This is a genomic window from Pimelobacter simplex (assembly GCF_900114845.1).
Lineage (GTDB): Bacteria > Actinomycetota > Actinomycetes > Propionibacteriales > Nocardioidaceae > Nocardioides > Nocardioides simplex.
The window spans coordinates 231,271-255,681 of sequence record NZ_FOUK01000005.1 but is presented as its reverse complement, the minus strand read 5'-3'; the positions used below and the strand labels follow the sequence as shown (position 1 = coordinate 255,681).

The following is a 24,411-nucleotide window of genomic DNA, read 5'->3' as shown; positions in this document are numbered from 1 at the left end:
GGAGTCTAGGAGACCGGCGAAGCAGGTACGGCGGCGAGGCCGCCCGGGTCGAGCCGGAGTGTCGCCCGCTCCCCCGGTTGCGGCGCCCAGCCCTGGACCCCGGCGGCGTCCAGCTCGCCCACGCCGGCGACGGACACGACCAGCCGCGCGCCGTCGGGGGTCAGCCGCACCGCCCGGACCTCGGCGGGCACGCCGTCGTCGCCGCCGTCACCCGGCCCGGCCAGCACCGCCGTCGGCCGGACGGCGACGGCGGGCGCCGCCGGCCGCCCGGCGAGGCGCAGCAGCTCGGCCGCCGCGGTCCCCTGCAGCACCCGGGAGTAGCCCAGGAAGAGGGCCGTCCCGGCGTCGGCCGGGGCGGACCACACGGTGGCGGTGGCGCCCTCCTGGACGATCCGCCCGGCGCGCATCACGGCGAGCCGGTCGGCGACGGCGAACGCCTCCGCCTGGTCGTGGGTGACGAGGAGAGCGGTGGTGCCGGCCTCCGTGAGGATCCGGCGCAGGTCGGCCGCGAGCCGGACCCGCAGGCCGGCGTCGAGGGCGCTCAGGGGCTCGTCGAGGAGCAGCAGGCGGGGGCGGCCGGCCAGGGAGCGGGCCAGCGCGACCCGCTGCCGCTCGCCGCCCGAGAGCGTGCGCGGCAGCCGGCCGCCGTACCCCTCCAGGCCGACGAGGGCGAGCAGGTCGTCGACCGCGGCCCGGACGGCGGCCCGCGGCTCCCCCTGGAGCCGCAGCGCGTAGCCGACGTTGCGGCCGACGGTCAGGTGGTCGAAGAGCTGGCCGTCCTGGAACATCAGCGCGAAGCCGCGGCGGTGCGTGGGCGTCGTCCCGAGGTCGGTGCCGTCCCAGGCGATCCGGCCGGCGCGCAGCGGCTCCAGGCCGGCCACCGCGCGCAGCAGCGTGGACTTGCCGCAGCCCGAGGGCCCCAGCACGGCGAGCACGTCGCCGTCGGCCACGGCGAGGTCGACGCCGTCGACCGCGACCGTCCCGTCGAAGGCGACCTCGACGCCCTTGAGGTCCAGCATCACCAGGCTCCTGTTCCCGGCACGCGCAGCCGTTCGACGACGAGGATGACACCGGCGGTGACGGCGGCGAGCACCACCGAGGCCGCCATCGCGGTGCCGTAGTTGAGCGCGCCCGGGTGCCCGAGCAGGCGGTAGATCACGACCGGCAGCGTCGGCTCGGCCGGCCGCACGATGAACGACGTCGCACCGAACTCGCCCAGCGACACGGCGAACGCGAACCCGGCCGCGGCGAGCAGCGGTCGCCACACGACAGCCAGGTCGACCGTCGCCAAGGCGCGCAGGGGGCTCGCCCCGAGGGAGGCCGCGGCCTGCCGCTGGCGGTCGTCGATGCCGGCGAGCACCGGGACGAGCGTCCGGACGACGAGCGGCAGCGCCACCAGCGCCTGCGCGATCGGCACGAGCAGGGGGCTCGCCCGCAGGTCGAGCGGCGGTCGGTCGAGCGCGATCAGGAAGCCGAAGCCGAGCGTCACCGCGGAGACGCCGAGCGGCAGCATGAAGAAGCCGTCGAGCACCGTCCGCGCGCGGCGACCGAGCCGGCTGCGGGTGCGCCGGGTGACGACGAACGCGACGATCAGCCCGAGCGAGAGCGACATCCAGGTGGCGTCGACCGCGATCCGCAGCGAGGCCAGCAGCGCGTCGGTGACCGACACCTGCAGCAGGCCGTCGCCGGAGCCGCCGAGCGCGCGGTAGAAGTCGAGGCTCCACGCGCCCTCGCGGCGTACCGAGCCGAGGGCGAGGGCGGCGATCGGCAGCGCCACCAGGCACAGCGTCAGCGCCGTGGCCGCGAGCGCCGGCAGGTCGCGCCGCTGCGGGCGCACGGCGGGCGCCAGCACGCGCCGCACCGTCGGGTCCGGTACGGCGCGCAGCCGGCCCACGACCACGAGGAGCGCCACGACGGCCAGCATCTGCACGAGCGAGAGCGCCGCGGCCGCGGGCAGGTCGAGCAGGTCGGCGGTGAGCAGGTAGATCTCGGTCTCGACCGACGAGTAGCGCACGCCGCCCAGCACCAGCACGACGCCGAACGCCGTGGCGCAGAACAGGAACACCACGCTCGCCGCCGACACGATCGCCGGGCGCAGCGCGGGGAAGGTGACCGTGCGGAAGACCTGGGCGGGCGTGGCACCGAGCGCCGCGGCGGCCTCGGCCGGGCGCCGGTCGAGGCCCTCCCAGGCGACGCCGACGGTCCGGATCACCACGGCCACGTTGAAGAAGACGAGGCCGATCAGGATCGCGACCGGCGTCCCGTCGAGCCCGAGGAAGCCCAGCGGCCCCGACGACGTGATGAGCTGGCGCACCGCCAGCCCCACCACCACGGTCGGCAGCACGAACGGCACCAGCAGCGCCGTGCGCACGAGGCCGCGGCCCGGGAAGCGCAGCCGGTGCAGCACGTACGCCGCCGGCAGGCCCAGCAGCACCGACACCACGGTCGCGACCGAGCTGGTCCACACCGTGAACCACAGCACCCGGCCGGTCCGCGGGCGGCCCAGCACGTCGAGCACCGCACCGGGGTCGAAGCGGCCCTCCGGCCAGACCCCGCGGTGCAGCATCGCGCCGACGGGCAGCACGAAGAAGACCGCGACGACCGCGACCGGGACCGCGGCGAGCGCGACGTACGCCGCTCGCCCCGCGACCCGTCCGGAGCCGCCGGACGCGGTCATCGGGACACGATCTCGGTCCACTCCTCCAACCAGGTCTTCCGCTCCTCGGTGATCCGCGCGGGGTCGACCTGCTCGGCGTCCGGGGCCTTCGTCGCGAACTCCGACCACGCCGCGGGCAGCGCGGTGTCGTCGGCGACCGGGTAGACGTACATCGACTCGGGCAGGGCCGCCTGGACCTCGGGCGAGAGCAGCCAGTCGATCACCGCGTGGGCGCCCGAGACGTTGGTGGTGCCCTGCTCGTTGCGCAGCACGCCGGCGTACTCGACCTGGCGGAAGCAGTCGTCCAGCAGCGCGCTCGTCGACGACTTCTTGCCCGCCTTGTCGAGCGTGAACGCCGGCGACGAGTCGTACGAGACGACGATCGGCCGGTCCCCGCCCGAGAACGTGAAGTCGGTGAAGTAGGCGTCGGACCAGCCCTTGACGACCCGGGCGCCGTTGGCCATCAGCGCGGTCCAGTAGTCGGTCCAGCCGTCGCCGTACTTGGCGATGGTGGCGAGCAGGAAGGCGAGGCCCGGCGAGCTCGTGCTCGCACCCGGCACCACGAAGAGGTCCTTGTAGACGGGCTTGGTCAGGTCGTCGATGCTCTTCGGCGCCGGCACCCCGTTCTTCGCGAACCACGCGTCGTCGACGTTCACGCAGACGCTGCCCGTGTCGACCGGCGTCAGCGCCCCGCTGTCGTCGCCCGGCAGCGCGTACTCCTTCGCCCCCGCCGGCAGCGTCGCCCGGTACGGCGCGAACACGTCCTCGTCGATCGCCCGGGTGGCGAAGGTGTTGTCGATCCCGAAGACGACGTCACCAACCGGGTTGTCCTTGGTCAGCACGAGCTGGTTCGTCAGCGCGCCCGCGTCCTCGAGCTTGCTGATCTTCAGGTCGTAGCCGGTGTCCTTCTCGAACTCCTTCACCAGCTCGTCGGGCAGCGCGAACGACTCGTGGGTGACCAGCGTGACGGTCTTGTCGTCGGCCGTGCGGCCGTCGTCCTCGGACCCGAGGAGCGAGCAGCCGCTCGCCAGGAGGGCGGAGGCGGTGAGGGCCACCAGGGTGAGGCGGCCGGTGTGGATGCGCGTCGGCATCGGTTGACTCCCTTCGCCGGTGCTAACCGGATCAGGTTCGGAGGGTCTGCGGATCGTCCGCACTCTCAGCCGCGTCGGCGCGGCTCCCCTGTCTGACGAGCGTCAGTCTACGGCGGTGAAGACCACGCCGTCCGGGTGCCCCTCCTCGGTCGCCTGTCCCCGCGCGACGAGCAGCTCCAGGTGCGCCTTGGTCTCCATCGCGGCCATGCCCTGGCTGAACACATCGAGCTCGTCCATCGCCCGCTCGTGCCGGGTCCAGCCGAGGTCGCGCGCGACCACGAGCGAGGTGACCGAGCCGCGCTCGCGCAGCGAGGTGAGGCACTGGGTGAGGCGCTCCTCGTGGTGGGCCAGGAGCTCGTCCACCCGCTCGTACGACGAGGGGGCGACCGGGCCGTGGGCCGGGAGGATGCGCAGGTCGGGCAGCTCGCGGACGCGCGCGAGCGAGGCCATGAACTGGCCGAGGGGCTGCTCAGCGGGCGGCACGGTGAAGCCGATGGAGGGGGTGATCGTGGGGAGCACGTGGTCGCCGGCGAAGAGCACGCCCTCGGCCTGGTCGGCGTAGACGTAGTGCCCCGGGGTGTGCCCCGGGGTGTGGACGGCGTCGAGGGTGCGCCGGCCGACGTCGAACTGGCGGTCGCCCTCGATCCAGAGGTCCGGGAACGCCCAGTCGCCGGGGTTGGGCAGCTCGCCGTCGTGGCCGGCCTCCCAGAGGTCGGCGATCTCGGCGGCGCCGGCGGTGCGGAGGACGGCGAGGAAGGGGCTCTCGTCGAGGCCGTCGTGGCCGGCGCGGTGGAGGAGCTCGAGGGCGGGCTGCTCGCCGATGCCGAGGGCGACCTCGGCGCCGTACTCCTGGCCGAGGACGGTGGCGAGCGTGTAGTGGTCGCGGTGGACGTGGGTCACCAGGAAGCGCTTGATGTCGCCGAAGCCGTACCCGATCGAGCGCAGGCTCTTGTCGAGCAGCTCGCGCGCGACCGGGATCGCCCAGCCGCCGTCGATCAGGGTGAGCCCGTCGTCACCGGCGACGACGTAGATGTTGACCGCCTTGAGCGCGTCCATCGGGAGGGGCAGCGGGATCCGGTGGATCCCCTCCGCCACCTGCCAGGCACCTTCGTCGGCCCAGTGGCGGCCCGAGTCCGGCGAGACGGCGTGTCCGGTGGCGATCCCTCCCGTAGTCATGAGCCCACTCTAGGGAGAGTTCACTTCCGCTCGTAGATCGGGTAGCTGCAAGTCGAGGTTCGGCTCCTGGATGCCGCCGTCGACCTCGAGCATCTTGCCGGTCACGTACTTGCCCGCGGCAGAGGCCAGGTAGACCACGGCGGCGGCGATGTCCTCGGCCTCGCCGATCCGCCCGAGCGGGGTCGCCTCCTCGAGCTGGGTCTTCATCTCCGGGACCCCGGCGACGAACTCCAGCGCACTCGTCATGACCGAGCCGACGAAGACGCCGTTCACCCGGATCTCCGGGTTGAGGTCGGTGGCAGCCAGTCGCGACCAGTGCGCGAGCGCCGCCTTGGCGGTGCCGTAGGCGAGGTAGCCGCGGCCGGCGAGCCGGCCCATCGCCGACGAGATCGAGGTGATCGACTTCTGCCGGCCCTCCCCCGCCGAGGCCAGCATCAGCGGGACGGCCGCGCGGCTGAGCGCGTGCGCGGTGGCGACGTTGAAGTGGAAGGCCTCCTCGAGGTAGGCCACGTCGGTGTCGAGGAACGCGTTGGGGATGGTGCCGCCGACGTTGTTGACGACGATGTCGAGGCGGCCGAACTCCTCGTGGGCCGCGGCGGCCAGAGCGGCGACCTCCTCGGTGTGCGCCAGGTTGGCCGGGACGACGAGGGCGCGGCGGCCCACGCCCTCGATCCGGCGCGCGACCTCCTCGAGCTGCGCCTCGGTGCGCGAGGAGATGACGACGTCCGCGCCGGCCTCGGCGAGCGCGATCGCGGTGGCGGCGCCGATGCCGCGGCCGGCGCCGGTGACGACGGCGACGTGGTCGGTGACGGTGAAGCGGTCGAGGATGCTCATCGGCCGCCGCCCGTCGTCCCGGTGACGAGACCGCGGCCGGTGACCAGCGGCAGGTCGAGCGCGGAGACCAGGCCCGGGCGGGCCGCGACGACAGCGGGGATCGCGTTGATCAGGCGCTGGGCGGTGACGATCATCCCGGAGACGTTGTGGTCGCCGTTCTCGCCGTGGTGGGTGAACTCCACCTTGAGGCACGGCTCGCCGGTGATCTCGATCCGGTAGCAGCCGTCGCCCTCGGCGGGCTTGGGCCAGCCGGGCTCCTGGTCGGCCGCGGTGCGGGTGACGTGCTCCAGCGTGATCCGCGGGACGCCGTCCACCGTGCCGATGACCCGGAACCGGACGGCGCCCATGGTGCCCTCGGGGACGTCGAGCGAGACGGTCTTGGTGTCGCGCGGCGCGGGCCGGCGGTCGACCTCCTCGACCAGCGGCTCGTCGAGGGTGACACCCAGGCCGGCCGCGATCACGCGCACGACCGGGCCCCAGGCCGTGGTGAGGATGCCCGGCTCCCACAGGAGCGGCGTGGCGTCCATCGGCTGCCCGAAGCCGAAGAGGTCGCGCATCACCACGGGCTGGTAGTACGTCGAGTAGTCGGCGATCTCGCTCACGGTGACGTGGTCGATGCGCTGGCTGAGGCTGGTCATCACGAGCGGCAGGACGTCGTTGGCGAAGCCCGGGTCGATCCCGTTGACGTGCAGGCTGGCGTTGCCCTGCCGGCCCGCCTCGTCGATCTCGTCGATCATCTCGGCCGGCAGCGTGCCCTCGCGGTGGAGCAGGATGACCGGCCCGGACGAGACCACGTTGACGCCGTCGCGGATCAGCTCGGTGAGGTCGGCGATGGACTCGAAGACCCGGTCGTCGGTCATCGCGCCGTGCACGATGCAGTCGGGGCGCAGCGCGACGAGCTCGTCGCGGTCGGTCGTCGCCCGGACGCCCAGCTCGCGGCCGAGCCCGGCCAGCAGTCCGGCGTCCTGGCCGTGCTTCTCGGGGGTGGAGGTCCACACGCCGACCAGCTCGAGGTCGGGATGGGCGTCGACGCCGGCGATCGCGTGCCGGCCGATGGTCCCGGTCGACCAGACGACGACGCGCAGCGGCTTCTCGGGGATGACCTGTGACATGCGGGTCAATGTAGAACGAGTTCTAGTTCCTGGGAAGGCTTTCCCGGGACCCGTGGAATCCACGGGTCCGCAGAAAGGAGGTGTGAGCGCGTAAGGAACGGGGCATGCCGCCCTCTGTCTTGTGGGGGCGCACGTCCGCGCGCCCGCACCACCCGATCCAGGAGAAGCCCCCTATGAAGCTCAAGCTCGTCGCGACTGCCGCCGCTCTCGCCGTCACCCTCACCGCGTGCGGTGGCGGCGGCCGCCCGTCGCAGGACGACGTCGCGGGCGCGATCAAGGACCAGGTCGGCGGCAGCAGCAGCGCGCTGAGCGACAAGGTCATCGACTGCATCGCCAAGAAGGTCGTCGACTCCGACCTCTCCGACAAGACCCTCAACAAGCTCGTCGACAACGACAAGGGCTCCAGCGACGAGCTCTCCGACGTCACCGAGGTGATCACGAAGGCGACCACGAGCTGCGCCTCGGAGTGACCCTCAGGGCGCCGGGATGACCTGTCCCGGCGCCCACTCCGGGCACCGCGTGCCCGAGTAGATCGTCGGCATGCAGCGGTTGCAGTGGATGCAGATCCCCTCGCTCGCCGATCCCGCCCGCAGCCGGTCGACCAGGTCCGGCTCGCGCAGCAGCGCCCGGCCCATCACGACGAAGTCGAAGCCGTCGGCCATCGCCTGCCGCATCGTCTCGACCCGGTTGATCCCGCCGAGCAGCATCAGCGGCATCGCGACCGCACTGCGCACCTCCAGGGCCTTGGGCCGGAAGTAGGCCTCCTCGAAGTCGTACTGCTTCATGAAGCCGCGCCCCACCGGGGTCTTCATGCCCCAGCGCACGAGTGCCGGCATCGTCGCGGCGAACTCCGCGACGGGCGCACCGCCACGGAACAGGTACATCGGGTTCATCAGCGACGAGCCGCCGGAGAGCTGGAGCGCGTCGAGGTGGCCGTCGGCCTCCAGCAGCTGGGCGAGCTCGATGCTCATCGCTGTCGTCACGCCCCCGGCGAAGCCGTCGGAGACCGACACCTTCGCGGTCACCGCGACGGCGTCCCCCACCTCCTCGCGGACGACGCGCGCCACCTGCCGCGCGAGCCGCGCCCGGCGCTCCAGCGGGCCGCCCCAGCGGTCCCGGCGGCGGTTGAGGCCGGGCGCCAGGAACGACGAGATCAGGTACGAGTGCGCCATGTGCAGCTCGAGCACGTCGAAGCCGGCGCGCACGAGCAGCCGCGCCGTGTCGACGTACGCGCGGGTGACCCGGGTGAGGTCCTTCTCGGACGCCGTGCGGATCATCTGCATCGACAGCGGGCTCGGCATCGCGCTGGCCGCGATCGCCGGCACTCCGTTGGAGCGGCCGTTCGCGACCGGGCCGGCATGGCCGACCTGGCCGGCGATCGCGGCCCCGGTCGCGTGGATCTCGTCCGCCAGCCGGCTCAGCCCCGGCAGGCTGTGCTCCCCCACGACGATCTGCTCGCGGTGGGTGCGCCCGTCGGGGGCGACCGCGAGGTAGGCGACGGTGGTCAGCCCGACCCCGCCGGCCGCCGGCGCCCGGTGGTAGGCGATGAGCTCGTCGGTGACGACGCCGTCCGGCGTGCGCCCCTCGAAGGTCGCCGCCTTGACGGTCCGGTTGCGCAGCCGGACCGGTCCGAGCGTGGTCGGGGCGAAGACGTCAGGAGCACTCACGCGCCGCACTCTAGCCCCGAACTGAAATACGTTCTACCGATCGAGGGCCTATCGTCGGCCCATGGCCAAGACGCTGTGGCGCGAGCGCAACGAGGCGCTCGACGCCGAGACCGACTACGTCGAGATCTACCAGAACCTCGCGCTCTACGAGTTCAGCTGGGACATCACCCAGGCGCTGAGCTTCGCCCTCTTCCGCACCTATGCGGTCCCCAGCGTGGGCCGCCTGCTCGACGAGACCGGCGCCTTCACGGGCGCCGTCCAGAAGCGCTACGACGACACGGCGCTCCTGCTCGAGGCGCCGTTCGTGCACGGCTTCGACTCCGAGGCCGGCCGGACCGCGCTGCGCCGGATCAACCAGATGCACCGCGCCTACGACATCTCCAACGACGACTTCCGCTACGTGCTGTCGACCTTCGTCGTCGTCCCCAAGCGCTGGCTCGACGCCTACGGATGGCGCCCGCTGACCGACCACGAGCTGCGCGCGAGCGTCAACTACTACCGCGCGCTCGGGCGGCACATGGCCATCAGGGACATCCCCGCGACCTACGACGAGTTCATGCACCTCATGGACGACTACGAGCGCGCCCACTTCGCCTACGACGAGGGCGGACGCCGGGTCGCCGACGCGACCCTCGGCCTGCTCACCACCTTCTACCCGCGGCCGCTGCGCAAGCCGGTCGAGGTGTTCAGCCGCGCCCTGATGGACGGGCCGCTGCTCGACGCCTTCGGCTACGACCCCGCGCCGCCGGTGGCCCGCCGGCTGAGCCTCGCCGCGATGCGCGCCCGGGCCCGGCTGCTGCGGCACACGCCGTCCAACCGGCGCCCGACGTTCACCGCCGACCTGCCGCGGATCAAGAGCTACCCCGACGGCTACCGGCTCGCCGACCTCGGCACCTGCCCCGTCCCCCACTGACCGTCGTACCGGACAAAATGGTCGTGATTTCGGAGAAATCACGACCATTTTGTCCGGTACGACGGGAGCCCCGGGTCAGAGGCGGGCGAGGAGGTCGCGCATCCGGTCGATCTCGGCGTTCTGGCCGACCATGATGTCGCCGGCCAGCTCGCTGACGAGGACGTCGGTGCCCTTGGTCGCGACGACGTCCGCCATCGCGATCGCGCCCTCGTGGTGGCGGATCATCCCCTCGAGGTAGAGCCGGTCGAACGCGCGGCCCCGGGCCTGGCGCAGGGCGCGCAGCTCGGCCGCGGTGAGCATCCCGTGCATCGTGGCGTGCCCGTGCTTGCCGTGGTCGTAGGCGTCCGGCGGGTCGTCCTTGGTCGGGACGGCGAGGTCGTGGTCGCGCAGCCAGGCGGCCATCGTGAGGATCTCGGGGCCCTGGGCGCCGAGGATCCGTCGCGCCATCGCCTTCACCGCCGGGGACGCCGCGCGCGTCGGCGCCATCCGCGACATGGTCAGCGCCTGCGCGTGGTGCGGGATCATCATCTGCATGAACGCGATGTCGTCGTGGGCCGCACCGGCCTGCTCAGCCGTCGTGCCGGGCGCCGCGGTGGAGCCGTCGTCACCGGGTGCGCCCGGCTGGAGGACCGGCGGCTGCGACGACGGCGTCAGTGCCGACCGCGGGCCGGCGCCGGGTGGGTCGTCGGACTGCCCCTGGCAGGCGCCCACCAGGAGCGCGAGCACCGCGAGCGGCGCCACCACTGCCGGGCGGGCACGACGAGAACAGGACCGAGACCGAGACACCGAGATTGCTCCTTCTTGCCCGAAGGGGTTGTGACCCGGCTCACCATAGGCGAGCATCGGGCCAGCGTGTTCATTCAATCTCGGGAGTGACCATGGCGAAACTCGCCCCCACTGGGCTGCGTGCCCTCTCCATCACCGCGCTCGGCGCACTGGCGCTCGGCATCTCGGCACTGGCCGTGCCGGCCGACGCGCACGACGACCACGACCACGACAAGAGCCCCGGCGCCGCGGCGTCCTCGCCCTGCCCACCGGGCCAGCTGCGCAAGGCCGAGCGGGCCGGCGACAACTTCGACGACGCCTGCCAGGCCGGGCAGGACCTCGCCCGGCTCGACGACAGCGACGCCGTCCTCGCGCCCGGCGAGGTCGACAAGAGCCGCAACATCACGCTGCTGGCCAACCTCCCGAAGTCGGGCGCCTTCGCGGGCGAGACCTCCTTCGAGACCGACCTCGCGTTCCAGGGCGACTACGCCTTCCAGGGCAACTACGACGGCCTCACCGTCTACGACATCAGCAAGCCCCGGCGCCCGCGCATCGTCACCCAGGTGCTGTGCCCCGGCTCGCAGAACGACGTCTCCGTCTACGGCGACGTGCTGGTGCTGAGCGTCGACTCCAGCCGGAGCAACGACTCCTGCGACAACGTCCCGCAGTCGGCGACGATCAAGGAGTCGTGGGAGGGCATCCGGGTCTTCGACATCAGCAACCCCGAGGCGCCGCGCTACGTCGCGGCGGTCGAGACCGCTTGCGGCTCGCACACCCACACGCTCGCGCCGGCCAAGAACCGGCGCGACCTCTACGTCTACGTGTCGTCGTACTCGCCCAACGCGAGCTTCCCCGACTGCCAGCCGCCGCACGACCAGGTCAGCGTGGTCAAGGTCCCGCTGCGCAGCCCGCAGGACGCGCGCGTGGTGAGCACGCCCGTCCTGTTCCCCGACGGCGGCAACCCGAGCGGCGGCTACTCCGCGGCGACCACCGGCTGCCACGACCTCACGGCGTACGCCCGCAAGGACGTGATGGCCGGCGCCTGCATGGGCGACGGCGTCCTGGTCGACATCTCCGACCGCGAGCACCCCGTCGTCACCGAGCGGGTGCGCGACACCGAGAACTTCGCGTTCTGGCACTCCGCGACCTTCAACAACGCCGGCACCAAGGTGGTCTTCACCGACGAGCTCGGCGGAGGCGGCGGCCCGACCTGCAACCCGACGGTCGGTCCGGTCAAGGGCGCTGACGGCATCTACGACATCCGGCGCGGCAAGCTGGTCTTCCGGTCCTACTTCAAGATCCCGCGGACCCAGGCCAACACCGAGAACTGCGTGGCCCACAACGGCTCGCTGATCCCGGTGCGCGGGCGCGACATCATGGTCCAGGCCTGGTACCAGGGCGGCATCTCGGTGTGGGACTTCACCGACTCGGCCCGGCCCAAGGAGATCGCCCACTTCGACCGCGGCCCGCTCTCGACCGAGCGGCTGGTGCTCGGCGGCTCGTGGTCGGCGTACTGGTACAACGGCCACATCTACTCGAGCGACATCCAGCAGGGCTTCGACGTCTTCCGGCTCAACGACCGGCGCATCGCCGGCGCCCAGCGGGTGAAGGTCGACGAGCTCAACGTCCAGTCCCAGACGTCCTACTAGGTGCCGTCACCGTCGTACCGGACGATTCGGTCGTGAGATCGGGAGAATCACGACGTTTTTGTCCGGTACGACGGTGGGCCCGCGATCCCGTCAGGAGGCCGGGATGCGCAGGACCCGGTGGTTGGCGAACTCGTCCATGCCCACCGGGCCGAGCTCACGGCCGATGCCGGAGCGCTTGGTGCCGCCGAACGGCAGGTCGGGCTGCGAGCCGCCGGCCATGTTGAGGTAGACCATGCCCGCGTCGATCCGGTCGGCGACCCGCTGGGCACGCTCCAGGTCGGTGCTGAACACGCTGGAGCCCAGACCGAAGGGGGTGTCGTTGGCCAGGGCCACGGCCTCCTCCTCGGACCCGGCGCGGAAGACGATGGCGACCGGGCCGAACAGCTCCTCGCGGTAGGCGTCCGTGCCCGGGGCGACGTCGGTGAGCACGGTCGGCTCGACGAAGGCGCCGGGGCGGTCGACCCGGCCGCCGCCGGTGTGCACGGTGGCGCCCTGCGCGACGGCGCGCTCGAGCTGGTCGACGAGCCTGTCGGCCGCGGCGAGCGACGACAGCGGGGCGAGCGTCGTCGCCGGGTCGGTGGGGTCGCCGGGGACGAGCTCGCCCATCGCGGCGACGAGCCCGGCCACGAAGTCGTCGTACAGGTCGGCGAGGACGATCATCCGCTTGGGCGCGTTGCAGGCCTGGCCCATGTTGCCCATCCGGGAGGCGGCGGCCTCGCGCGCGGTGGCCGCGATGTCGGCGCTGTCGAGCACGATCATCGGGTCGGAGCCGCCGAGCTCGAGGACGACCTTCTTCAGGTTCTGCCCGGCCCGCGCGGCGACGGCGGCGCCGGCCCGCTCGCTGCCGGTCAGCGAGACGCCCTGGATGCGCGGGTCGTCGATCATCGTGGCGACCTGCTCGTTGGTGGCGAGCAGGTTGACGTAGACGTCCTCGGGGACGCCGGCGTCGGCCATCACGCGGGCGATGGCGAGCGCCGTGCGCGGGCAGCTCGGCGCGTGCTTGAGCACGATGGTGTTGCCGAGCACCAGGTTGGGCGCCGCGAAGCGGGCGACCTGGTAGTACGGGTAGTTCCAGGGCATGATCCCGAGCACCGCACCGATCGGGCGCTTCTGGACGAGGGCGCGGCCGCCCTCGATGGTGAGCTCCTGGTCGGCGAGGAAGGTCGCGCCGTTGTCGGCGTAGTAGCGGAAGATCGCGGCGACGATGTCGATCTCGCCGCGCGACTCCTCGAGCCGCTTGCCCATCTCGAGCGTGATGATCGCGGCGAGCTCGTCGGCCCTCTCCTCGAAGAGGTCCGCGACCCGGTGCACGATCGCCGCGCGCTCGGCGAGCGGACGGCCGGACCAGGCGGCGAACGAGCCGGCGACGCCGCTCAGCGCGGCCTCGACGTCGGCGTCGGTGGCGGCGTCGAACGACTCGACGAGCTCGCCGGTGGCGGGGTTGACGGTGGCGTACATGGGGGCTCCTTCAGGTCGTGGGTCGGTCAGCGGGCGGCCAGCAGCGAGCGCCGGTTGAGGCTCTCGACGAGGTCCCAGATGCCGAACGTCCACGGCGGTGCGGTCTCGGCGTGGTCGACCACGTTGACCAGCTCACCGAGCCGGTCGGCCGAGATCCGGACGACGTCCCCGACGACGTGCGTGAAGCCCTGCCCCGGGCCGTGCCGGTCCTGGGTGGGCGCGAAGAGCGTGCCGGTGAGCAGCACGAATCCGTCCGGGTAGTGGTGGTGCGCGCCGCAGGTGTGCGCGATGAGCTCGAGCGGGTCGCGGCTGATGTTGCGCATCGAGCTGACGCCGTCCATCCGGAAGCCCTCAGGACCCTCGACGGTCAGGTTCACGTCGAGCCCGCGGACGTCGTCGATGGTGAAGGCGTCGTCGAAGAGCCGGACGAACGGGCCGAGCGCGCACGAGGCGTTGTTGTCCTTGGCCTCGGTGAGCAGCAGCGCGCTGCGGCCCTCGAAGTCGCGCAGGTTGACGTCGTTGCCGAGCATCGCGCCGACCGGCGTCCCGTCGGCGCGGGCGACGAGGGCGACCTCGGGCTCGGGGTTGTTCCAGGCCGAGCGGCTCAGCACGCCGATGGTGGCGCCGACGCCGACCGACGACAGCACGGGGGCCTTGGTGAAGATCTCCGGGTCGGGGCCGATGCCGACCTCGAGGTACTGCGACCAGAGACCCTCGGAGACGAGGATCTGCTTGACCTTCTCGGCCGCCTCGGAACCCGGCTTCACCTGGGCGATCGCGCCGCCGATGGCGTCCGCGAGCTGGCCGCGGATCGCCTCGGCCTGCTGCAGGTCACCCTGCGCGCGCTCCTCGATCACCCGCTCGACCATGCTCTCGACGAACGTCACGCCCGCCGCCTTGAGGACCTGCAGGTCGACCGGCGACAGCAGCCGCGCCACCTCCGGGTCGCGCTCGTCGCCGAAGGCGTCGATCAGCGTGGTCAGCGACCAGCGCCGGCGGGCCGGGTCGGCCGCGGCGGCGCGCAGCGCGGCGGCGTCGTGCCGCTCCAGCAGCTTCGAGCAGGTCGGGCCCAGGTCGGTGACGTCGACCGCGTCGTCGCCGGCGACGACGACGAGCGCCGGTCCGCGCTCGGCCGGGTCCCAGACCCGTCCCACGAGCGTGGCGCGCTCCCGGTCGTGCGGCAGCAGTCGGTCCATGGTCAGCACAAGGTGCTCCTCGTTCTCACAGGTTCGTTCAGGGGGAAGGGCAGGAAAGGCAGGGGAAGGTTCAGGACGGGTCGACGGCACCGGGGGCGCCGCCCTCGTGCCAGGCGAAGAGCTCCCAGAACTCACCGCAGGGGCCGGCGAAGTAGGCGCAGCGGGCGTTCCACGCGTAGTCCTTGGGCGGGGCGTAGAACTCGACGCCCTGGGCGGTGAGCCGGGCGTGCTCGCGGTCGACCTCGTCGGGGCTGTCGAGCTCGACGGCCATCATCACGCCGTGCCCGCTCGGGGCCTCGACGGCGGCCGGGACGCCGGTGGAATCGCGGATCGCGCTCGCGTCCCACAGGGCGAGGATGACGCCGTTGCGGGTGAAGTCGGCGAAGCCGGGCATCCGGGACTTGAGCTGGTAGCCGAGCTTCTCGGTGTAGAAGTCGACCGCGGCGTCGAGGTCGCGGGTGACCAGGCAGATGTCGGTGAGCTGGAGTCCGGGCATGGGGATCCTCCTGGGGGTGCGGTGGATGCGGTGGATGCGGTGAAGGGCTGGGTCAGGGAGCGGTCGGGTCGGCGACGTCCCAGTCGTTCTCGTGGGGGAAGTTCCACGGCGAGGGCATCAGGTCGCCGGAGCGGACCTTGACCACCTCGCCGCCGCGGTCGATCAGCACCCACGCGTCGGGGCCGTAGTGGCCCATCAGCTCGCGGCACAGGCCGCACGGGTTGGTGACGACGGTGCGGCCGTTCTCGTCGCGGCAGACCGCCACCATGGCGACGACCTGGCCGGCGTTGTGCATCTCGGCGTTGGCGATGGCCGACGCCTCGGCGCACACGTTGACCCGGCGCGAGCCGACGTGCAGGCCGGGGAAGACCTCGCCGCTCGCGGTCCGCGCCGCCGCCGCGACCTGGTGCACGACCGGGTCGAAGGAGGCGGCGAGGACCTCGACGGCGCGCTCGTAGAGCGCGATGTCCTCGGGCTCCAGCGGTACGGCGCGCATCAGTCGGCCTGCAGCTGGGGCGTGGCGATCCGGACCTGGTCGACCTTGGAGGTGCGGGCCAGGACGACGAGCCCGACCAGGGCGACGACGTACGGGATCATCTGGGCGAACTGCGGGGGCATGACTTCCTCGTTGATCTGGACGCCGGCCGCCGACGAGAGGCCGAACACGGTGGAGATGGCGGCGAGCCACAGGACGTTGCCGCGGCTGAAGATCGCCGCGGCGACCGCGACGAAGCCGAGCCCGCTCGTCATCCCCTCGGTGAAGAGGGACAGCTGGCCGATGCTCATCTGGGCGCCGGCCAGGGCGCAGAGCATGAAGCACCACACCTGGGCGAGGATCCGCATCCGCTGGACGTTGCCGCCCGCGGTCTCCAGCGCCTCGGGGTGCTCGCCCGCGGCCTTGAGGTGGCGGACGACGACGCTGTTGCGCACCGCCCACACGGTCACGCCGACCAGCACCCACGCGAGGTAGGTGAGCACGGTGTGCCCCGAGACGAGGCCGCCGAGGACCGGGATGTCCCCGATCACGGGGATCTCGATGCGCGCCAGGCGCGGGATGCCGTCGTCGGCGAGCGCGCCCTTGACGCCGTAGATCGAGCGCAGCAGGAAGACCGTCGCGCCGGCGCCGAAGACGTTGAGCACGATGCCCGCGACGAACACGTTCACCCGGTACGTCGTGATCAGGATGCCGAACAGCAGCCCGGCCACGGCCGCCGCGAGCAGTGTGACCACGATGGCGCCGAGTCCGGAGCCGAGCTCGAGGCCGAAGGCGACCCCGAAGAAGGCGCCGAAGATCATGGCGCCCTCGAGGCCGACGTTCAGGTCCCGGGTCCACGAGGTGACCAGGCAGCCGAGCGCGGCCAGCAGGATCGGGGTGGTGAAGCGCATCCCCGATCCGAGAAATGCGTCGAGCCAATCCATGTCACGACCTCCGCAACGAGCCCAGGCGGTGACGCAGCTGGGCGAACTGGTGGAACACGCGAGCCTGGGCGGCAGCCGCGATGATGATGGCCGAGATGAGCACCAGCGAGAGCTCGGAGGGAACCTCGGAGGCCTGCTCGATGCCGCGGGCGGCCGAGCGCATCACGCAGTACACGCTCACCCAGATGACCGTCGCGACCGGGCGGGAGCGCGCGACGAGCGCGATCAGGACGCCGTCCCAGCCGATGCCGGAGGCGATCTCGGTCCAGAACCGGCCCTGCGAGGCGGTGACCAGCAGCGAGCCGGCCACGCCGCACACGAAGCCGCTCAGGGCCATCGACGAGACCCGCGCCTTGAAGACGTCGATGCCGACGGACGAGGCGAAGGCGGGGCTCTCCCCCGTCATCCGCCACCGGTAGCCGAGCACCGAGCGCTCGCTGAGCCACCAGATGACGATCGCGACGACGACCACCACGAACACCGCCGTGGTCAGGCCGCTGCGCGGGACGAGCTCGCCGAAGCGAGCCGTGTCGGCGACCTCCTTGGTGGTGCCGCTCTGCCGCGTGGTGTCGCGCAGCGGGCCGATCGCGAGGTAGGCGCAGAACAGGATGACGATGTAGTTCGACAGCAGCGTCGAGAGCACCTCGTCGACGCCCCAGGCCGCGCGCAGCCAGCCGAGCCCGGCCGCGATCAGGCCGCCGGCCAGGCCGGCCGCGAGCGTGCAGAGCAGCAGGTGCGCGGGCGAGAACAGCGGGCCGAGGTAGGCGCCCGTGAGGGCGGCGGCGAGCGCGCCGGCGTACATCTGGCCCTCGGCGCCGATGTTGAACATCCCGGACCGGAAGGCGATCGCGACGCCGAGCGCCGCGACGTAGAGCGGCAGGCCCCAGGCGAAGGTCCGGGCTACCTGGGTGGGGTCGCCGACGGCGTACTGCAGGCCGCTCTGGATCGTCGCGAACGGCGCGTAGCCCTGGCTGTAGATCAGGACCGAGGCCAGCACCAGTCCGATGACGACGGTGTAGCCGATCGCGGCCGCCTGGCGGCCGGCGACCGCGCGCCAGCCCGGTCGCTCCGGTGGAGCGGGGGCCGGAGCCGCCGGCTCGGTCGGGTTCGTGGTCGGGGCGGCGGTCATGCGGCACCTCCCGTGGTCGCGCCCATCATGTGCATGCCCAGCTCCTCGCGGGTCGTGTCGAGGGTCTGCTTCTCGGCGACCACCCGGCCGCGGTACATCACCAGCACCCGGTCGGAGAGCCGCAGGATCTCGTCGAGGTCGGCCGAGACCAGCAGCACCGCGCAACCGCGGGCCGTGGCCTCGGCGATCCGGCCGTAGAGGTACTCGATGGCGCCGAGGTCGACGCCGCGCGTCGGCTGCGCCAGCACCAGGCAGGCCGGCTGCTCCTCGAGCTCGCGGGCGACGACGATCTTCTGCTGGTTGCCGCCCGAGAGCGTGCTGCAGACGGCGTCGACGCCGGCCGCCTTGATGTCGTACTCGCGGACCAGGCCGGTCGCAGTGGTGCGCACCTTGGCGCTCAGCGCGCTGGCGAGCACGCCGAGGCCGGTGCGCTTGCGCACCTCGCACGGCGCGATCGCCTCGAGCACGGTGCCGTTGATCGGCAGGCCCTCGTGGTGCCGGTCCTCCGGGACGTAGCCCAGGCCGTGGTCGCGGCGGGCCGCGACGTCGAGGCCACCGACGTCGGTGCCGGAGATCGACACCGAGCCACCGGTGAGCGCGAGCGTGCCGACGAGCGCCTCGGCGAGCGCGGTCTGCCCGTTGCCCTCGACACCGGCGATCCCGAGGATCTCGCCGGCCCGGACGGTGAACGAGACCTGGTCGAGCGCCGCGTCGTGGCCGGGCTTCTCGGTGCTGACGGCGTCGACGAGGAGCACCGGGGGCTGCTCCTCGGGGACGACCCGCTCGACCCGGCCGAGGTTGACGTCGCTGCGACCGGTCATCGCGGCGACCACCTCGGCGGCGTCGGTGGCCGCGGCGTCGTACGTGCCGACGGTGCGGCCGCGGCGCAGCACGGTGATCCGGTCGGCGACCGCGAACACCTCGCCCAGCTTGTGCGAGATGAAGACGATCGCCGAGCCCTCGGCCGCCAGGCGGCGCAGGAGCTCGAACAGCTCGGTCGTCTCCTGCGGGGTGAGGACGGCGGTCGGCTCGTCGAGGATGAGCACCCGTGCGCCGCGGTAGAGGACCTTGACGATCTCGATCTTCTGCTGGGTGGCGACGCTGAGCCTGCCGGTCACCGCCTCGGGGTCGATGTCGACCCCCAGGCGCCGCATCGGCTCGGCGATCGCCTCCTTGGCGCGGTCCTTGCTGTAGAGCCCGGGCCCGCCCGGCTCGGCGCCGAGGGTGATGTTCTCGGCGACGGTGAACGTCGGGACCAGCATGAAGTGCTGGTGCACCATGCCGATCTGCGCGTCGATGGCGTCCTGCGGGCGGCGGAACTGCCGCTCCTCGCCCCGCACCCGGATCACCCCGGCGTCGGGCTGGTACATGCCGAAGAGCATCCGCATCAGCGTCGTCTTGCCCGCGCCGTTCTCACCGACCAGGGCGTGCACCTCACCGGCGCGCAGGTCCAGGTGGACGTCCTCGTTGGCGACCACCGGGCCGAACCGCTTGGTGATGCCGGACGCCTCGAGCAGCGGGGCGTCCGGCCTCGTCGTCTCATTCACTGATCTTGAGCTCCCCGGAGGAGATCCGCTCCTGGAGGGCGTCGAGCTGCGCGATGCCGTCGGCACCGACCAGGGCCTTGTCGTAGACCATCTTCCAACCGCCCTCGGCGAATCCGTAGGTGTGCTGGCTGCCCTGCTCCAGGTCGCCGCCCTGGAACTCCTTGGCCAGCGAGAGCAGCACGGTGTCGACGCCCATCTCCAGGCTGCCCGGCGTCTTGCCGGGGGCCAGCGGGCTCTTGTCGGCGACCACGCCGATCGGCGAGATCTTGGCGTCGGCCTTGGCGGCGTCGAAGATGCCGGCGCCGGTCAGGCCGGCGTAGGCGAAGATCGAGTGCGCGCCCTTCTGCTGCAGCGCCAGGGCGATCTCGCGACCCTTGGCCGGGTCGACGAACGAGCCGGCGTACTGCGGGGTGACCTTCTGGGCGGGGTCGACCTCGGCCACACCCTGGGTGTAGCCGGACTCGCAGTTCTTGATCACCGGCGCGTCGATGCCGCCGACGAAGCCGGCCGCCTTGGCACCGGCCGCCGCGTTGACGGTCGCGGCCAGCGCGCCGGCCATGTAGCAGCCCTCGGCGGTGCGGAACTCGGCCGAGACGACGTCCGGGCTGTCGACGGTGCCGTCGACGAAGACGAACCGGGTGTCGGGGTTCTCGCCGGCGACCTTGATCAGCGCATCGATCGCCTCGAAGCCGAGCACGAAGACGATGTCGTTGGCGTCGGCCGCGTCCTGCAGGAGGGGCTCGAAGTTCTGCGCCTGGAGCTGGCCCTCGTAGGTGTTGACCTTGGCGTCCAGGTCGGACTCGAGCGGCTTCTCGGCGGCCGCGGCCTGGTCGAAGAAGTCGCCGTCGCCGAAGGCGTTGTCGACGAAGATGCCGACCGAGAGGCCTTCGTCGTCGGACCCCGAGGCCTTGGGCTTGGCTCCACCGCACGCCGTCAGGCCGACAGCGAGAACGGCCGCACTCGCCACCACGCTCGCGCGCCGGACGAACGGGCGCCGGGTCGCGGGAGCGGAGAACGGAAGTTTCGTGGTCATCGGATTCTCCTCGGTCGAACGCGCCACCGAGCACGGTGCTGCGGCGGCTGTGATCCGGAACATATCAATCATCATATGATACGATCAAGCCCTCAAATCGAGGATCCCTCCCACCTGACTGGAGACCGCATGGCCGCCGAGCCCGCCCGCCGCGTCGTCGTCACCGATCACGCCTTCGTCGACACCGCCCACGAGGAGCAGGTCGCCGCCGAGCACGGCTGCGGGTTCGCCGTCCACGCGTGCACGAGCGAGGACGAGACGGTCGCCGCGGTCGCCGGCGCGGAGGTGGCGTTCGTGAACTTCGCGCCCGTCACCCGGGCGGTGCTGGCCGCGATGGCGCCCGGCGCGACGGTGGTCCGCTACGGCATCGGCTACGACAACGTCGACGTCGCGGCGGCCGGCGAGCTGGGGGTGCAGGTGGCCAACGTCCCCGACTACGGCGTCAGCACCGTGGCCGACCACGCCGCCGCGAGCCTGCTCTCGCTCGCGCGCCGCCTGACGTCGTACGACGCCCTGGTGCGGCGCCACGGCTGGGCCCGCCCCGGCGACGTCGGCCCGCTGCCCGGGCTCGCGCAGATGACCGTGGGCCTGGTCGGCTTCGGCCGGATCGCCCAGGAGGTCGCCCGGCGCCTGGCCCCCTTCGGCTGCACGATCATCGCCCACGACCCGCACTGCCCGGCCGACGTCGTCACCGCGCAGGGCGTCGAGCCCGTGTCGCTGGCCGAGCTCCTGGCCCGCTCGTCGGCGGTCTCGCTGCACGCCCCGCTGACCCCCGAGACGCGGCACCTGGTCGACGACGCCTTCCTCCGGGCGCTGCCCGCGGGCGCCATCCTGGTCAACACCGCCCGCGGCGGCCTCGTCGACGAGGCCGCCCTGGCCGCGGCCCTGATCGACGGCCACCTCGCCGCCGCGGCGCTCGACGTCACCGACCCCGAACCCTGGGCGAGCGACTCCCCGCTGCGAGATGCTCCTGGTCTCGTGCTCACCCCCCACGCCGCGTTCTACGCGACCGACTCCCTCGACCGGCTGCAGCGGCTGGCCAGCGAGGAGGCCGCCCGGGCGCTGCGCGGCGAGCCGCTGCGCTGCCCCGTCGCCGCGCCCGTGACCCAAGGAGCCACCGCATGACCACGTCCAGCACCTCCGGGCCCAAGCGCACCCGCCTCTCCGACCAGGTCGCCGACGCGCTGATCCAGCAGGTCGTCGCCCAGGAGCTCAAGCCGGGCGACCGGCTGCCCACCGAGCCCGAGCTGGTCGAGCAGTTCGACGTGAGCCGCACGGTCATCCGCGAGGCCAGCAGGATCCTCGTCGAGCGCGGCCTGGTCGAGATCCGGCCGCGCACGGGCATGGTCGTCGCCGACTTCGACGGCACCGGCTTCGCCCGCCAGTTCGAGCTCCTGCTGCAGATGAAGCGCGGCAGCTTCCGCGAGCTGATGGAGATGCGCCTGGCCCTCGAGGTCGGGATGATCGAGCACGCCGCCGAGCGCTACACCGCCGACGACCGGCGTCACATCGAGGACGCGCTGCGCTCGTTCGAGGGCCACGACCTCGACCACGCGACCGCGCTCGAGGCCGACCTGGAGTTCCACTCCGCCCTGGCCGAGGCCTCGCACAACCCGTTCTTCACCCACATCATCAACCCGATCAACGACTACCTGCGCGGCGCCTACCGGCCCACCCTCGGCTACGAGGCCGCACGCGAGAACACGCTGCGCGAGCACCAGGAGATCGCCGACGCGGTCTTCGCGCGCGACGTCAGCGGCGCCGGCCGGCACGCCCGCCAGCACCTGATGCGCGTCCTGGCCGACACCGACGCGCTGCTCGACTGACTCCTTCCTTCCGCACCGGCATCCCCCTGAGAGGACCTCGATGGACCTGACCACCCAGCGCCCCCTCCCCGCGGCCTTCGGCCTCCACGACCGGCACGTCGTCGTGACCGGCGGCGGCCGCGGGATCGGGCGCGCGATCGCGCTCTGCGCTGCCGCCAGCGGCGCCCGGGTGACGCTCGTCGCCCGCTCCCAGGAGCAGCTCGACGACGCCGCCGCCGAGATCCGCGCGGCCGGCGGCACCTGCGCCGGCGTGGCCCACGACCTGACCGACACCGAGAGCCTCGACGCGCTGGCGGAGCGGCTCTGGGAGGTCGCGCCGGTCGACGGCGTCGTGCACGCGGCCGGCGTCCAGCTGCGCGGCCCGGCGGTCGACGTCGAGGTCGCCGCCTGGCGCCGGGTGCAGGCGCTCAACGTCGACGCGCCGTACTTCCTGAGCACGGCGCTCGCGCGCCGCCAGCTCGCGGCGGAGCAGCGGGGCTCGCACGTGTTCATCGGCTCGCTCAACAGCAGCCTCGGGCTGCCCAACGTCTCGCCGTACGTCGCCTCGAAGACCGCGCTCGTCGGCGTCACCCGCGCCCTCTCGACCGAGTGGGCCGCCCGCGGCCTGCGCGCCAACATCGTGGGCCCGGGCTACTTCCGCACCGAGATGACCGAGGGCCTGCTCGCCGAGCCGGCCCACGCGCAGCGGATCCTCGGCCGGATCCCGGCCGGTCACCTCGGCGCCCCCGAGGACGTCGGCACGGCAGCGGTCTTCCTGCTGAGCGACGCCTCGTCGTACATCACCGGACAGCTGATCAACGTAGATGGAGGATGGCTCGCCTCATGACGCCCTCGACCGCACGACCGCACGGCCTCTCGATCATCGCCGGCGAGGTCGGCCGTCCCGACGGCTCCGGCACGCCCTTCCGGGCCACCGACCCGGCCACCGACCAGGTCGTCGAGCCCGTCTTCCACCCGGCCACCGACGACGAGGTCGCCCGCGCGGTCGCCGCCGCGAGCGCCTGCTTCGACGACTACCGCGCCACGACGCCGGCCGAGCGCGCCGCCTTCCTGCGCGCGATCGCCGACCACCTCGAGGCCGCCCGTCCCGCGCTCGTCGCCCGGGCCGGCACCGAGACCGGCCTCCCCGAGGCCCGGCTCAACGGCGAGCTCTCGCGGACCACCAACCAGCTGCGCCTCTTCGCCCGCGAGCTCGAGCTCGGCGAGCACCAGGGCGTCCGGATCGACCACGCCCAGCCCGACCGCCAGCCCGCTCCGGCACCCGACCTGCGCCAGCGCCAGGTGCCGCTCGGACCGGTGCTCGTGTTCGGTGCCAGCAACTTCCCGTTCGCCTTCTCCACCGCGGGCGGCGACACCGCCTCCGCGCTGGCGGCCGGCTGCCCGGTCGTCGTCAAGGCGCACAACTCGCACGCCGGAACCGCCGAGCTCGCCGGCTGGGCGATCGTCGACGCGGCCCGCGAGTGCGGCTTGCCCGCCGGCGTCTTCTCGCTCGTCTACGGCCCCGGGACGACGGTCGGCCAGCGCCTCGCCGCCGACCCCGGCATCAAGGCGATCGCCTTCACCGGCTCCCAGGGCGGCGGCACGGCGCTCATGCGCACCGCCGCGGCCCGCCCCGAGCCGGTCCCGGTCTACGCCGAGATGTCGTCGGTCAACCCGGTCATCCTCCTCCCCGGCGCGTGGGACGCGCGCGGCACCGCCGTCGCCGCCGGCTTCGTCGGCTCGCTGACCCTCGGCTCCGGCCAGTTCTGCACCAACCCGGGCCTGCTCTTCGTGCCCGCGGCCCAGGCCGACGAGGTCCGCGCCGCCGTCGCCGCCGAGCTGCGCGAGCGTCCCGGCCAGACGATGCTCTCCCCCAGCATCAGCCGCGCCTACGCCGACGGCGTCGAGCGCCTCGACGCCTCCACGCGCACCACCCTGGTCGCCGCGGGCGCCGAGGGCCCGACCTGCAACGCCCCCGCCCCGGCCGTCTACGCCACCGGGCTCGACGACTTCGCCGCCGACGAGGCCCTGCGCGAGGAGGTCTTCGGCGCCGCCTCGCTCATCGTCAGCTACGACGACGTCGACGCGCTGCGCACCGCGATCGACGGCCTGGAGGGCCAGCTGACCATCAGCGTGCACGCCGAGCCCGGCGACCACGCCGCCGTCACCGCGCTGCTGCCGACGCTGGAGCGCCGGGCCGGCCGGCTGATCCTCAACGACTGGCCCACCGGCGTCGAGGTCAACGACGCGATGGTCCACGGCGGCCCGTTCCCGGCGACGTCCGACAGCCGGACGACGTCGGTCGGCAGCGCGGCGATCCTGCGCTTCCAGCGGCCCGTCGCCTACCAGGGCTTCCCGGCCGGCCTGCTCCCCGCGGCCGTCACTGACGCCAACCCGTGGAGCCTGCCGGCCCGGGTCGACGGCGCGCTGGTCCGCCCCTGACCGTCGTACCGGACAAAATGGTC

23 protein-coding genes and 1 riboswitch are annotated in these 24,411 nt (G+C 72.7%); of the genes, 7 read left to right on the top strand and 16 right to left on the bottom strand.

Annotation, left to right across the window (positions count from 1 at the left end):
* Window positions 1-5: 5 nt before the first annotated feature.
* From BM223_RS21355 to BM223_RS21330, 6 genes are all read right to left on the bottom strand, one after another.
* Window positions 6-1,019 (bottom strand): ABC transporter ATP-binding protein, encoded by a 1,014-nt coding sequence (locus tag BM223_RS21355; RefSeq protein ID WP_038676586.1) that lies wholly within the window; start codon window positions 1,017-1,019, stop codon window positions 6-8.
* The gene (locus BM223_RS21350) at window positions 1,019-2,677 is read right to left on the bottom strand and encodes an ABC transporter permease (protein WP_038676585.1); all 1,659 of its coding nucleotides are present in this window, start codon (window positions 2,675-2,677) and stop codon (window positions 1,019-1,021) included. The genes BM223_RS21355 and BM223_RS21350 overlap by 1 nt, the downstream gene beginning before the upstream one ends.
* Window positions 2,674-3,747 (bottom strand): thiamine ABC transporter substrate-binding protein, encoded by a 1,074-nt coding sequence (locus tag BM223_RS21345; RefSeq protein WP_052138187.1) that lies wholly within the window; start codon window positions 3,745-3,747, stop codon window positions 2,674-2,676. The genes BM223_RS21350 and BM223_RS21345 overlap by 4 nt, the downstream gene beginning before the upstream one ends.
* A riboswitch (TPP riboswitch) is annotated at window positions 3,739-3,847 on the bottom strand. Its footprint overlaps the gene before it by 9 nt.
* A 2-nt stretch (window positions 3,848-3,849) precedes the next feature.
* Window positions 3,850-4,923: an MBL fold metallo-hydrolase gene (locus BM223_RS30120; protein WP_038676583.1), complete on the bottom strand. Its 1,074-nt coding sequence runs from the start codon at window positions 4,921-4,923 to the stop codon at window positions 3,850-3,852.
* 9 nt (window positions 4,924-4,932) lie between these two features.
* Window positions 4,933-5,757: an SDR family oxidoreductase gene (locus BM223_RS21335; protein ID WP_038676582.1), complete on the bottom strand. Its 825-nt coding sequence runs from the start codon at window positions 5,755-5,757 to the stop codon at window positions 4,933-4,935.
* On the bottom strand, window positions 5,754-6,869 hold the full coding sequence (locus tag BM223_RS21330) for an NAD(P)H-dependent amine dehydrogenase family protein (RefSeq protein WP_038676581.1): 1,116 nt from the start codon (window positions 6,867-6,869) through the stop codon (window positions 5,754-5,756). The genes BM223_RS21335 and BM223_RS21330 overlap by 4 nt, the downstream gene beginning before the upstream one ends.
* Before the next feature lie 104 nt (window positions 6,870-6,973).
* On the opposite strand from BM223_RS21330, the gene BM223_RS21325 reads away from it, so the two are divergent.
* Entirely contained in the window at window positions 6,974-7,339 is a 366-nt protein-coding gene (locus BM223_RS21325; protein WP_141267163.1) for a hypothetical protein, read from the top strand.
* Window positions 7,340-7,342: 3 nt separating this feature from the next.
* Here BM223_RS21325 and BM223_RS21320 read toward each other — a convergent pair whose 3' ends face one another.
* Window positions 7,343-8,536: an oxidoreductase gene (locus tag BM223_RS21320; RefSeq protein ID WP_235319103.1), complete on the bottom strand. Its 1,194-nt coding sequence runs from the start codon at window positions 8,534-8,536 to the stop codon at window positions 7,343-7,345.
* Window positions 8,537-8,597: 61 nt separating this feature from the next.
* Between BM223_RS21320 and BM223_RS21315 the strand changes: the two genes are divergently transcribed.
* Entirely contained in the window at window positions 8,598-9,449 is an 852-nt protein-coding gene (locus BM223_RS21315; protein ID WP_038676575.1) for an oxygenase MpaB family protein, read from the top strand.
* Between the two features lie 75 nt (window positions 9,450-9,524).
* Here the strand turns inward: BM223_RS21315 and BM223_RS21310 are convergent, their stop codons facing one another.
* Entirely contained in the window at window positions 9,525-10,193 is a 669-nt protein-coding gene (locus tag BM223_RS21310) for a DUF305 domain-containing protein (RefSeq protein WP_052138186.1), read from the bottom strand.
* Window positions 10,194-10,492: 299 nt separating this feature from the next.
* On the opposite strand from BM223_RS21310, the gene BM223_RS21305 reads away from it, so the two are divergent.
* A complete protein-coding gene (locus BM223_RS21305; protein ID WP_425319923.1) occupies window positions 10,493-11,863 on the top strand; it encodes an LVIVD repeat-containing protein in 1,371 nt (456 codons plus the stop codon).
* A 90-nt stretch (window positions 11,864-11,953) separates the two neighbouring features.
* Here BM223_RS21305 and BM223_RS21300 read toward each other — a convergent pair whose 3' ends face one another.
* The 8 genes from BM223_RS21300 to BM223_RS21265 all read right to left on the bottom strand — a co-directional run bounded on the left by BM223_RS21300 (window position 11,954) and on the right by BM223_RS21265 (window position 20,141).
* A complete protein-coding gene (locus BM223_RS21300; protein WP_038676570.1) occupies window positions 11,954-13,321 on the bottom strand; it encodes an NAD-dependent succinate-semialdehyde dehydrogenase in 1,368 nt (455 codons plus the stop codon).
* Between the two features lie 26 nt (window positions 13,322-13,347).
* Window positions 13,348-14,517, bottom strand: coding sequence for a fumarylacetoacetate hydrolase family protein (locus BM223_RS21295; protein ID WP_052139217.1), 1,170 nt, complete (start codon window positions 14,515-14,517; stop codon window positions 13,348-13,350).
* 70 nt (window positions 14,518-14,587) lie between these two features.
* On the bottom strand, window positions 14,588-15,013 hold the full coding sequence (locus tag BM223_RS21290; protein ID WP_038676567.1) for a VOC family protein: 426 nt from the start codon (window positions 15,011-15,013) through the stop codon (window positions 14,588-14,590).
* 52 nt (window positions 15,014-15,065) lie between these two features.
* Window positions 15,066-15,509 (bottom strand): cytidine/deoxycytidylate deaminase family protein, encoded by a 444-nt coding sequence (locus BM223_RS21285; RefSeq protein WP_052138185.1) that lies wholly within the window; start codon window positions 15,507-15,509, stop codon window positions 15,066-15,068.
* Window positions 15,509-16,399 carry an ABC transporter permease gene (locus BM223_RS21280; RefSeq protein WP_038676565.1) on the bottom strand — a complete coding sequence of 297 codons (891 nt, stop codon included), beginning with the start codon at window positions 16,397-16,399 and terminating at the stop codon, window positions 15,509-15,511. The genes BM223_RS21285 and BM223_RS21280 overlap by 1 nt, the downstream gene beginning before the upstream one ends.
* A gap of 34 nt (window positions 16,400-16,433) precedes the next feature.
* Complete coding sequence (locus BM223_RS21275; RefSeq protein ID WP_038676563.1) at window positions 16,434-17,561, bottom strand: ABC transporter permease; 1,128 nt, start codon at window positions 17,559-17,561, stop codon at window positions 16,434-16,436.
* Entirely contained in the window at window positions 17,558-19,108 is a 1,551-nt protein-coding gene (locus BM223_RS21270; protein ID WP_075018705.1) for an ABC transporter ATP-binding protein, read from the bottom strand. Before BM223_RS21270 ends, BM223_RS21275 begins: the two co-directional genes overlap by 4 nt.
* Complete coding sequence (locus tag BM223_RS21265; protein WP_052138184.1) at window positions 19,101-20,141, bottom strand: BMP family lipoprotein; 1,041 nt, start codon at window positions 20,139-20,141, stop codon at window positions 19,101-19,103. The genes BM223_RS21270 and BM223_RS21265 overlap by 8 nt, the downstream gene beginning before the upstream one ends.
* A 129-nt stretch (window positions 20,142-20,270) precedes the next feature.
* Between BM223_RS21265 and BM223_RS21260 the strand changes: the two genes are divergently transcribed.
* From BM223_RS21260 to BM223_RS21245, 4 genes are read left to right on the top strand one after another with little or no spacing between them, the layout of a single operon-like run.
* Window positions 20,271-21,266 (top strand): C-terminal binding protein, encoded by a 996-nt coding sequence (locus BM223_RS21260; RefSeq protein ID WP_038676560.1) that lies wholly within the window; start codon window positions 20,271-20,273, stop codon window positions 21,264-21,266.
* Window positions 21,263-21,967 (top strand): FadR/GntR family transcriptional regulator, encoded by a 705-nt coding sequence (locus BM223_RS21255; protein ID WP_038676558.1) that lies wholly within the window; start codon window positions 21,263-21,265, stop codon window positions 21,965-21,967. Before BM223_RS21260 ends, BM223_RS21255 begins: the two co-directional genes overlap by 4 nt.
* 40 nt (window positions 21,968-22,007) lie before the next feature.
* Complete coding sequence (locus tag BM223_RS21250; protein ID WP_038676555.1) at window positions 22,008-22,793, top strand: SDR family NAD(P)-dependent oxidoreductase; 786 nt, start codon at window positions 22,008-22,010, stop codon at window positions 22,791-22,793.
* Entirely contained in the window at window positions 22,790-24,388 is a 1,599-nt protein-coding gene (locus BM223_RS21245) for an aldehyde dehydrogenase (NADP(+)) (RefSeq protein WP_038676553.1), read from the top strand. Before BM223_RS21250 ends, BM223_RS21245 begins: the two co-directional genes overlap by 4 nt.
* Window positions 24,389-24,411 lie beyond the last annotated feature (23 nt).